The sequence below is a fragment of the Faecalibacterium sp. Marseille-Q4137 genome, from assembly GCF_017377535.1.
Lineage (GTDB): Bacteria > Bacillota > Clostridia > Oscillospirales > Ruminococcaceae > Faecalibacterium > Faecalibacterium duncaniae.
In genome coordinates this window covers 1-10,905 of the sequence record NZ_JAFREK010000060.1, presented here as the reverse complement: position 1 = coordinate 10,905, position 10,905 = coordinate 1, and the positions used below count along the sequence as shown (strand labels likewise).

Genomic DNA, 10,905 nt, shown 5'->3' with positions numbered 1-10,905 from the left:
TATTTTATGAATAAGTTTATAAACAAGATCTACATCAAGGCTTTGGTCGGCGCTAACATGGCAAAGAACGAGCTGCAGAAAATGCGTGAAGAGGACGAGGGCCTCGACATCATCATCACCATTATCCTGGTGGCTGTTGGTCTGGTCTTGGTTGGCATTTTGGTGAACTATGCAAAGAAAATCGTCAGCACTGCAGACTCTCAGGTAAATCAGATTGGCAACACGGTTGGAGGTTTGAATTCGACTGTTAAATAAAGTAAATAGTTGAATATAAATCTAAGCGAATCTTGCCTTTTGCGGGGTAAGATTCGTTTCCCATGGGCCGTGCTCTTATTATGGGTGCGACCTATGGGAAACGAAACAAATAAACAATATATATGAGGAATCACAATGGAATGGATCGTTGCGGGATGCGGAGCAGTATTGACCCTTGCGGCAGTCTGCATCGCAAGAAAGAAAACAGGACTAGAACCATCTGACCGAAAAAAGTGGCTGGCGGCGCTTCTGCTAGCTGGTGTGGGCGGTTTTGCGAGCGGCTTTTTGTTGATATTGCGTGTGGGCACATACCTGCCCAATCTGCTGCGGTTGTTGCTGCTGGGGGCGTTCCTTGCGGCGGCGGCTTATACGGATGCCCTGAGCCGCCGGATACCGAATCAGGTCGTGCTTGGTACGGCGGCGGTGTTTGCAGGATGTACGCTCCTGGATTTCCTGTTCAGCGGGATGGATGCGGTTGCTATGATGGTAAACGGACTTGTTTCGGCAGGTGTGTTTTTCTTGGTGTTCTTTCTGGTCAGAATGGCTTCGCACGGCGGTGTCGGATACGGCGATATAAAGATGATCACCGCAGCAGCCCTTATCTTTGGCGTTTACGGGACTTTCAGCTTTCTGCTGACATCACACGTTGCGGCGGCACTGGTGGCAATCGTGCTGTTGATTTGCAAAAAAGCATCCCGTAAGGATGGATTGCCGTTCGGGCCGTTCTTTTATCTGGGGTATCTGGCAACGCTTCTGATGGGAACATTTTGAGCAATAGGAGGAATTAAAGGATGAAAAAAACGCGGCTGGTTGCATTGGTGGCGCTTGTGGCAGTCTGTATTGCAGGCTGGACGGTTTTGGGCATGAATGCAGTGAGCGAGGTCAAAACACAGAAAGATACTGTGGCGGCAGCGGAATATTACCGCGGCAAAAAGCTGTTCCAGCTTTCGCTTCAGAATTACATGAGTGCAATCGGTAACAAGCCCACAGAAGCACTGTATGATGCCTACATCGCCACCTGTAAGGAATATTATGAGGACTGTGCCACGGCGAATGTCCGCAGCATCGAAGAAGATGCCTATGCGGCGGCTGTGGCAGAGTATCCGGCTCGGGCAGACTACTGGGAGGCTTATGTGCAGCTCTATTATGAGGACGGCGATTACGACTCGGTGGTAAGGACGCTGAAACAGGCAGATGCGGCAAAGATACCGTTCAATGATGCAATGATGCAGTACTGGAATGAGGCTTACTACGCCTGCAATGTGTCCAATTCGAGCTATCTTTCGGTGCAACTGGCTGGAATGGATGGTGTGTACCTTGGATGGGATGGAGAAAAAAATGTCCTTTTCAGCAGCGCAGACGGCGAACTGCTGGACCGGGATTATGTCTTTGTCGGCCCGGTGGGACAGAGCACTGTGGTACTGTGTTCGGATGAAAAAGGCGAAAGCTTTGCCTTTCAGCTTAGCCAGAATCTGATGGTTGGCCGCTTTATGGCAGAAATCGAAGAAGGCAACGGATACGGCGATGGACTGTTTCCGGTGAAGCTGAAGGGCCGCTCTGACTGGAGTTATATCGATATCAACGGCACGGAATACCTGAATGGTTATCAGATGGCAGGTATGTTCCAGAACGGAAAGGCACCTGTCCGGACACAGAACGGTGAGTGGATCTTTGTGGATCAGAGCGGTGCACAGCAGGGTAGCAGCTATGAAGAAATCCAGCTGTCGGAGAATGGTTCGTGGCTGGTCGGCGGTGTGTTCCTCGCAAAAGAAAACGGCGTATGGAATTTCTACTCGGAAAGCGGCGAGAAGCAGGGAGCACTGGATGCGGATGCGGTCGATCTGAACCGAGGCAGCGGTCTTGCCTTTTGCAAGAACGGCAAATGGGGTTTTGCGACAAATGACGGAAACGTAGCCATCGAGCCGGAATATGATAAGGCAAAGAGCTTTTCCGGCGGCGTTGCAGCGGTGTGTACCGATGGCAAATGGGGCTTCATCAATGGAAATGGTACGCTGGTGATCGATCATCTTCTGGCAGATGCGTCGTATTTTGATGCAAACGGAGTCTGCCCGGCCAGAGTGCTGGACAGCGATGTTCAGCAGATGCTGAGCTGGCGCGTAGAACGCAGCTGAGCCGCAGGAGGTATACCATGAAAAAGTGGTGGAAAGAAAGCGCCCTCCGGCAGCAGGAGAACGGCATGGAAGCAATCGAGGGCCTGCTGGTGATCACCCTGATGCTGTTTGTGCTGTTCTATATCTGGGCGTTTGGTTTTTTGATGTACCAGAACTGGGCTGTGCAATATGTCGCAACTGATACAGCATCCCGTATTGCGCAGACGTATGGGTACTCGAGTTCGGACCCGATTACTGGTTATATCAGTCATGCGGCGAGAGTCAGCCTCAGTCCATACAGATATAAAGATGACGAAGAAGAGAAAATTCAGGATGTCAATGCGAATCGGGCTGAAAAATATGCGCGGTATAGTCTGAAAAAAGCAGGATTTGCAAAAGAAAAAGGACTGGATATAGAAGTAACGACTGTGAAGGACGCACTTGCAGCAAGCCACGTGGAGGTCAAAGTAACTGCACAGTATGAAATCCTGTTTGGATTTGCAATGAAGTATTTTGGGCAGAGTCCTTATCGGGAATTTACGGCTACGGGCCGGGCGGTCTGTCTGGATATACAGCATTATATCTATACGAATAAGAGCCTGGATGCAATGGAAGATGCGATTGGTGCGGGAGTCAGTTCGAGCGTAATAAAAACGGCGGAAAAAGTCATTTCCATTATACGTTCTGGATTCAAGGCGCTGAAAAAATAATAAGGGCGAAACATAAGATAAGTAACTACGTGTGAGGGGAAAAATATGTTTGAACTGAAAAAGCACGTGAAAGAGCGGCTGATAAAAAGAACAGAGGGTATTATTTCGCTTCTGCTGATAGTATTGCTTGTTCCGTTTTATTCAGTAGCTGCTATTCTGGAAGAAGTGGGGCGGTATCAGAGCGCTTTGCGAGGGCTGGATTCGGCGATCAGTTCCAGTGAGATGTCGGTGCTTGCACAGTACGATCAGTTTTTGATGGACCGCTTTGCATTGTTGGCAATCGATCAGAATAAAAACATTGATCAGCAGTTTTTGTCTTACTTGAAAAAGCAGGATACACAGGATACGCGTTCGTTTTCTCTTTCAAATGCGCAGACCAAGGCCACGGGCGTATACCCATTGGCAGATATCGAGGTATTGTACCAGCAGATCAATGAATTTTCAACGTATACCGTTCCTACAAAGCTTATTCTGGAAGGTGTGAATTTTGACAATATTGTTTCTCAGCTTGAAGGCTACAGCACAACGGTGAGCAATGTTATCAAACAGCTGAATTCTGTAGGTTCGAGCCTGCAGGGCGGGTTGGATTCGTACAATGCCCAGAAGGAGGCCAGCGAGCAGCTTGATGCAGTGACCAAGACAACGGGCGAATATGCTGAGTCGTATAACAGGTTCAAAAATGCGATGGACAGCTTGATCGAGCATAAAAAAACAGAGCGGCCTGAAAATGAGAAAGAAGCGGCGCAGTGGGACGAACAGCTGAAAAACCTGCTTCAGGAAGCCAATACAGCCAAGGATGATTATCAAAATCAAATCGACAAGGAACGGGATGGAATATCCAGCCTGGCTAAAAAATTCGATACGGCAGCAAGTAAGGAACGCAGTGCGTATGATACTCTTGTGGATGGAGTGACAACTGCCGTATCGACCAAGCAGGCAAGCGAAAAGGATGTTCTGAATAAAAACATTCAGGATAATAAAGGTGTGATAAAGGAAATCGACCGCCAGCTCGCTGCATTGGGTGACGATCCACAAGGAGAAAATCGGGAAGAAAAAAGACAGTTGAAAGCTTTGAGGGACCAGGTACAGGAGCGAATAAATGAGGACACGGACAGCATAAATAAGATTGCAAATGAAACGACCAGCATGAAGGAAATTACAGATGAGCTGAAAACGGGTGATAACGCAAAGGATGTTCTGGAGGACTATAATTCAGAGGCATGCGTGGATTCGTTGAAGGGCCTGAACGAAGAAATGGAATTTCTGAAGGGGATGGACCTGGAAACCATGAATGCGGACAGTCTGGAAAATCTGGCCGGAAAGCTTCATCAGGTGGACTTGAGCAAGTTTTCAGACACGAGCAGCTACAAGGAACTCTGGAATAATGTGCGCCAGTCTGTGGGACAGGAGAGCATACAGGGCGTTCCGATGGATTTTATCGATGGCATTTTTGCTCTATTAAGTATTGACACACTCTACGACGAAGATCTGAACAGCAAAATAGATTTGAACTATTATGGAAAGCTTCCGAGTCAGAGGATTCGCTCTGCGCAAGAATACTCACTGGATTCGCCATTTGAAAAAGAAGACCAGAAAACAGCACAGGATAATCTGAATAAAATCGGACTGCCGATTTCGGAGGCGGACTCTGTAGAGCTGGATGGCGGCATCAACGTTGGCGGGCAGGCTGATGATGATGGAGAAGCAACGGGAAATCTGTTCAAAAAAATGATTCAAATGGTCAACCGGCTGAAAAAGAAAATGGAGGGATACAAAGCTGTTGTAGACAGCATGAGCAACCTTGCAAAAGGAAACAGCTGGGATAAGGTCCTTCTGATGGGATATCTGACTTATAGCGTTTCAAATCGTACAAACTACGATTCGGGAGTGTCGTTGTCTGGTGCATCGTTTAGCGGAAGCGGAGGCTTGGCTCCCAAATATGAGGCGCAAAATGTCCGGGGTGAATTTCTGGTAAAAGAAGAAAACAAATACTCATTCTGCGGGGCAGAGATGGAATATCTGATGACCGGAAAGATGAGTGAATATGAAAATCAGGCAAGTGTTTTTGGTAAATTGGTCGCTCTTCAGAGTGTGATGAGCATCTGGGCAGTTGCAAATGATCCGTTTGTTGACGGCATGAAGATAGGCTGGTCAACGGCTGCCGCTGCAGTGCCTTATGCCGGACCCGCACTGAGTTTTGCGATGAAAATACTGACACCGGTCCTGTTCGCAATGGCAAATGGTACAGTGGATACACTTCTCCTGGTGAATGGAAACAAAGTCCAACTTTTTAAGACCGCAAAAGGAGTACATGTTAATCCCACTGGATTTGCCAGTGCTCTGGAGACGCTGATGAATTCCAAAATGTTTGACTCGAAAGATCAGGCAACATTTAAAAGTGTTAATGAAAAGATGCAGGCACGCAGGGATACATACAGCACATTCAAGGACGCAAAAGTTAATGAGAACGGCTTGATCATTCCGTCTGATACGGGCACATCGTCAGGTGCTGACACATCGACCAGCATGGCGAATAAAAATACGGACGTATCTAAAAAATCGGAAAAGAAGAAGCCATTTGATGCAAGCAACTACGGAAAAAGCCTGAATGAATTTAACTATACAGAGTTCATGTTTATTATGCTGATGGTATTTTATACCGGAAGTACAGATCAGCTTTTGAACCGCTTTGTGGACATTATCCAGATGGAGGAAACAAATCGAGCACTTACGACGAATAATACCCAGTATTCCCTGAAGGAGCAGCTGACGGGTACTAGAAAAAAGTTCGACGTGGATAAAGCGTATACCGCGGTTCGTGCGGAAGTGAATGGAAAATTTGTAAATGTATTGCCGGTTCCGACTTTATCAAAGGAGTCTGTATGGACTGCACATCGGATAATCTATCGAGGGTATTAAAATGAAAAAGATATTTTCTGGATTTAAGGATGAGCAGGATGGTGCGATTGCAATCGAAGCATGTATCTCACTTACATTATTTCTCATTGTAATGATTGCACTGTACAGTGTGATACAGGTGTTTACGGTTCAAAGCATGATCAGCCATGCTATGCAGGAAGCCTGTCAGAGCATGGCGCTGGAAAATTATAATCAGTCAATGTTCAAAACTGGAACGCTGCAGCAAATTCCCAGCAAAGTGTTTGATTGGATTTCAGGTGGACATCGAGAAAATTTCAGTACATCGGCGGATTTCTCTTGGAAAGGAATGTTTTCTTCATTGCAGTCGACAACAGAAATGGAACAGACGGAGACCAGCAATGCAAAAAAACGATTTGCTGCATATCTGAACGGTGGGACGGAAGACGCCGATGGGCTGTTGAAAAATTATGGCGTGGTGGGAGGTCTGGATGGAATTTCCTTTGCTGGCACAGAAAAATCTGGCACCGACATGACCATACAGGTTTCCTACAAGGTTCGTTTGCTCTTTTACATCGAGATGTTCCACTTCGGAGAATTTGAAAGTACACAAACAGTTTGCTGCAGACTCTGGAAATAAAACAGCGGAAAGGATGTCGCACTATGGAGGAATATACTGTTATCACACAGGGCAATGCAATCTATCTTGAGGGAAAACTTGGTGATGAAGAGCAGCTGGATGAGGTAGACCGAGGGATGCTGGTCTCGAACCAGATCTCCGGTTTTCTGCCGCTCAGTGTGCAATGGGTCAATGGAAACTGCCGTCTGCTGTACAACATTACGGGTCTGACGCCTCTGGAGCAGGCTGCAAGGATCCTGGAAAACGAGACCCGGCTGACCAACTTTTTCCTGTCGCTGTGCAAGGCGGAAAAAGAATGCGATGAATATCTGCTGAATCCGCGCAAGATCGATCTGGAACCGGGAGTTGTCTATCTGGATGCGGACGGAAAGGCATTTGTGCTGTACCGTCCGGTCGAGGCAGCAGGACAGAAGTATGACCCGATGGAGCTGACGCATTTCGTGTTTCGCCTCATTGGTCAGCAGATGCCTCAGGACAGCAGGATACTCAATGTCCTTTCCCGTCAGCTGCTGTATGGCGGAAGCTTTTCCTTTGCGGAACTTGAGCCGAAACTGAAAGAAAAACCGGTCATGGAAAAGCTCCCGGAGCCGGTGCAGGAGGAGACCCCGCGATACGAGGAAAGACATCCGATCCAGGCGAAGCCGTATGTCCCGCCGAAGCCCGTGATGGAACCGCCGAAAACGGAGATCCCCAAGCAGGAACCGGTAGTCCCGGAACCGGCACAGGACAATCCTTTTGCACAGAGCGGCAATCCTTTCGCAGAAGTCCAGCCCAAAAATGAAAAGCCGCAGAAGGAAAATAAAAAAGCAGAGAAGAAACCGGAGAAAAAGAGCGGCGGCCTGTTTGGCCTTTTTGGAGGAAAGAAGGACAAGAAGAAAGCAGGCAGCGAAGAACAGGAAAACCCCTTCCAGCAGAAAGAAGAACCCCCGCAGGCAGCACAAAAGGCCGAGATGCCTCGTGCGCAGCGCCCGGCCCCGGTCGCTGCGCCCATGCAGGCTCCGGCTGCCCCGAAAGCAGAAGCAGGCCGGACGGTGCTGCTGTCTGGCAGCGAGAACGGCGGGACCGCCAAAACGATGGTCATGGGGAGCGGCACGACAGGCGCCGGAGAGCTGTACCTTGTCCAGAAGGATACGAATCAGTACATCCATGTGACCCATACGAATTTCCATATCGGACGTGCGGAAAATATCGTGGATTATACAGTGCAGACAAGAAACCACTATCTGGGAAATGACCATGCCTATATTTTGCTGGATGGCGGAAATTATTATATCGTTGATAATAATACGCAGAATCATACATATCTGAATGAGCGGCGGCTGGAGCCTTCTAAGCCGACATTGTTCCATGCAGGCGACACAATCAGGATGGCAGATGTGGTGTTCAACGTGATAATGGGTTCCTGATATGGCATTACAGTTGGTACATATAACGGATAAAGGGGACGTCCGCTCATCGAATCAGGACAGCTTCTGTGCGAGGATATCGAGCTTTGGACAGGAAACGGTCGCGCTTCTGGCAGTGTGCGATGGAGTGGGCGGTCTGCAAGCTGGAGAACTTGCCAGCACGGGCGCAGTACGCTGCTTTGAAGACTGGTTTGAACAGCAACTTCCTCAGATCATGCAATCGGGGCTGACAGATACGATGGTATTCCTCTCATGGCATCAGATACTGGAAAATCTGCATAACGCGCTTTGTGAATACGCTGAAAGATCAGCGATGCAGTTCGGAACAACGGTGTCTGCGTTGCTGATATCTTCGGATAGGCTCTACTGGGTGCAGGTTGGTGACAGCAGAATTTACTTGGATGACGGTGCCGGAACGGAGCAACTGACGAAAGACCAGACGCTTGCGATGAGAGAGGTAGAGGCCGGAAGGCTTTCGCCAGAGGCAATGCAGACAGACCAGCGGAAGAATATTCTGCTACAGTGCCTTGGATATGGAAAAATGGAACCTGTGTTCCAGAGCGGACCACGCCCACAGAGGGGCGCTGTAGTGTTGTGCAGTGATGGATTCTGTCACTATTTGGCTGAGAAACAGATACATCGGCTTCTTACAGAAACAGAAACGAGAGAACAGTTGTGGCAGCAGATGCAGAAAACTGTGGAGTACTGCCGTGCTCATGGTGAAACGGACAACATCACGGCGCTGGTGCTGAAGTGGGACGGTCAGGAACAGAAACGCTCCGATTCTGCAGAATGGATTGAGGTGTGGGCGAGGCTTTCAGGAGAAGCGGCACCGGAGGAATATGACCGGGAACTAGGAGGAATCTTGTGAGCGAAACAATTACGCTTGGGTTTACGAACCCAGATTATGAAAATATTCATGTGCTGAATCGGCTGGGTGGCACAGGAGACGTGTTTGCAGCTCATAAAAAGGGCATGGATATTGATGTGGTAATCAAGCGTACACAAGTGCAGTATCATGACCGAATCAAGCAGGAAAATGAGTCTATAATTCTAAAAAGTCTAAAGCATCAGTATTTGCCAAGAATCTATGATGTGCTTTATGGGCAGGACGGTTGTATCTATACTGTAATGGATTACATCAAGGGTGAAAATCTGGAGCAGTATGTACTGAAAAATGGTCCGGTGACCCAAAAAGAGTGCTATCGCTGGGCGTGTCAACTCTGCGAGGCAGTCCAGTATCTACATCAGGAAACTAGCGAAAAACCGGCTATCATTCATTGTGATATTAAGCCGGGAAATATAATGATTACCCGCAGCGGAGACATCTGCCTGATTGATTTCAACACATCACTGATTTTTCGGCGGGATAAGAAGGCGGTCGCGGTGACGGATGGCTATGCTGCGCCAGAACAGTACAGCCCTGTGCAAAGCACCCCCAACGCAGCGATGCCACCGCAGAGAGAAGGCATCGAAGATGCGACCGTACCAATGGATGCAACGATGCCGATGGAGACCGCGCTTCAGAATGAGGCAACAGTCCTGATGGACGAGCAGTGGAAGCCATTGCAGCCCACAGAAAAAATGCCCGGCGGACAGGAAAGTAGCCTGCGGGGGGTGGATGCAGAGGGCGAATACGGTGCCATTTCGATGGCGACTGATATTTATGCCATTGGCGCAACGTTATATTTTGCTGTGACAGGGCATGCTCCGGAAAAATCACTGGATAAAGTAACGCCGCTGGAACAGTATAAGCCTAAGATAAGCCGCTCGATGCAGACCATTATCACCCGGGCGATGCAGAAACAGCAGGAAAAGCGGTTTCAACAGGCTGCGGAGATGCTGCGTGCGTTGAAGAACATTGACAAAATGGACCGAAACTACAAGGACTATCAGGTGCGTAAGCGGGTCATTGCGCTGGCACTTGCAGTCTGTTTTTCAGCAAGCGCATACAGCTGTTATTATGGCGTGACGCGAATGAGAAGTGAGCGGGAAAATCTCTATCTGCTGGACCTCGCACAGGCGGAACAGGCTGAGAAAACCGCGGACTATGGGACAGCGCAGACCCTTCTGCAGGGTGCTATCCAACGGCAGCCGGGACGGGCAGATGCCTATCTACAGCTGGCTGTGTTGATGTACCGCACCGGAGATTATCAGGGCGCTGTCGATCAGCTGGAAAGTGCAGTTTCTTCCGGAAATCTGAAGGAAAATGACATGGATGCTGTCACACGGGAAAAACTCCACTTCATCAAGGGAAACTGCTATATCGAATTGCAGGATTATGATAAGGCAGTACGAGAGTTACAGCTCGCTGTTCAGCAACAAGGCGCAGAGCCAGAAAGCTATCGTAGTCTTGCAATCGCACTGGCTAATGCAGGAAAGCTGGAGGATGCCAAAAAGACTCTGGAAATCCTGCGGGAAAACGGCGCATCTTCGGGAGACTGCGATTTAGTCGCAGCGGAGATTATGTCACTGCAAAAGCAGTATTCTGAAGCACTTGACCTTTACCAGAAGGTGTTTGATGAGGTTGATGACATACAACTTCTGAGCCATGCATATCTGTCAGCGGCCAATGCGGCATTGAATATCGATGATTTCGTATATGCGGAGGAAATCCTGAAGCAAAGCTGTAAAGCATTGCCAGAAGGTCAGTCTGTGCTCGAAAGGGAGATGTTGGCAGATATTTCCCTACAGCAGGCTGTTACGGACAAGGAGCACTCAGAAAAGTATTATAAACAGGCAGAACAAAGGCTGAATGAGCTAGTGGAAAGTGGATACGCAACCATCTCGACAAAGCTAAATCTTGCAACAACGCTACAGGCACTGGATAAATACAGCGAGGCAAACAAGATTTTGCAGGAACTTTCAGAGCAGTATCCGGAAGACTACCGTTTCGATATGCAGAG

At 48.5% G+C, this 10,905-nt stretch carries 9 protein-coding genes; all 9 read left to right on the top strand.

Annotated features, from left to right (window positions below; genetic code table 11):
* Positions 1 to 255 (top strand): hypothetical protein (locus tag J3353_RS14835; RefSeq protein WP_207685146.1); only part of this gene is annotated, 255 nt, incomplete at its 5' end.
* Positions 256 to 390: 135 nt separating this feature from the next.
* The gene (locus J3353_RS14830; RefSeq protein ID WP_154260402.1) at positions 391 to 1,026 is read left to right on the top strand and encodes an A24 family peptidase; all 636 of its coding nucleotides are present in this window, start codon (positions 391 to 393) and stop codon (positions 1,024 to 1,026) included.
* A gap of 20 nt (positions 1,027 to 1,046) precedes the next feature.
* Positions 1,047 to 2,387 (top strand): WG repeat-containing protein, encoded by a 1,341-nt coding sequence (locus J3353_RS14825; protein WP_154260404.1) that lies wholly within the window; start codon positions 1,047 to 1,049, stop codon positions 2,385 to 2,387.
* A 17-nt stretch (positions 2,388 to 2,404) separates the two neighbouring features.
* Positions 2,405 to 3,076 carry a hypothetical protein gene (locus tag J3353_RS14820; RefSeq protein WP_207685145.1) on the top strand — a complete coding sequence of 224 codons (672 nt, stop codon included), beginning with the start codon at positions 2,405 to 2,407 and terminating at the stop codon, positions 3,074 to 3,076.
* Positions 3,077 to 3,121: 45 nt separating this feature from the next.
* Complete coding sequence (locus tag J3353_RS14815; RefSeq protein ID WP_154260408.1) at positions 3,122 to 5,995, top strand: DUF5702 domain-containing protein; 2,874 nt, start codon at positions 3,122 to 3,124, stop codon at positions 5,993 to 5,995.
* A 1-nt stretch (position 5,996) separates the two neighbouring features.
* Positions 5,997 to 6,593 (top strand): TadE/TadG family type IV pilus assembly protein, encoded by a 597-nt coding sequence (locus J3353_RS14810; protein ID WP_154260410.1) that lies wholly within the window; start codon positions 5,997 to 5,999, stop codon positions 6,591 to 6,593.
* A 23-nt stretch (positions 6,594 to 6,616) separates the two neighbouring features.
* Positions 6,617 to 7,999: a DUF6382 domain-containing protein gene (locus J3353_RS14805; RefSeq protein ID WP_154260412.1), complete on the top strand. Its 1,383-nt coding sequence runs from the start codon at positions 6,617 to 6,619 to the stop codon at positions 7,997 to 7,999.
* A gap of 1 nt (position 8,000) precedes the next feature.
* Positions 8,001 to 8,870 carry a PP2C family serine/threonine-protein phosphatase gene (locus J3353_RS14800; protein WP_207685144.1) on the top strand — a complete coding sequence of 290 codons (870 nt, stop codon included), beginning with the start codon at positions 8,001 to 8,003 and terminating at the stop codon, positions 8,868 to 8,870.
* The coding region (locus J3353_RS14795) for a serine/threonine-protein kinase (RefSeq protein WP_207685143.1) at positions 8,867 to 10,905 on the top strand (2,039 nt) is incomplete at its 3' end. The genes J3353_RS14800 and J3353_RS14795, both read left to right, overlap by 4 nt.

Coding starts and splice junctions, on each gene's coding strand:
- J3353_RS14825 (WP_154260404.1), top strand. CDS start 1,047: ATGAAAAAAACGCGGCTGGTTGCATTGGTGGCGCTTGTGGCAGTCTGT.
- J3353_RS14805 (WP_154260412.1), top strand. CDS start 6,617: ATGGAGGAATATACTGTTATCACACAGGGCAATGCAATCTATCTTGAG.
- J3353_RS14800 (WP_207685144.1), top strand. CDS start 8,001: ATGGCATTACAGTTGGTACATATAACGGATAAAGGGGACGTCCGCTCA.
- J3353_RS14820 (WP_207685145.1), top strand. CDS start 2,405: ATGAAAAAGTGGTGGAAAGAAAGCGCCCTCCGGCAGCAGGAGAACGGC.
- J3353_RS14815 (WP_154260408.1), top strand. CDS start 3,122: ATGTTTGAACTGAAAAAGCACGTGAAAGAGCGGCTGATAAAAAGAACA.
- J3353_RS14830 (WP_154260402.1), top strand. CDS start 391: ATGGAATGGATCGTTGCGGGATGCGGAGCAGTATTGACCCTTGCGGCA.
- J3353_RS14810 (WP_154260410.1), top strand. CDS start 5,997: ATGAAAAAGATATTTTCTGGATTTAAGGATGAGCAGGATGGTGCGATT.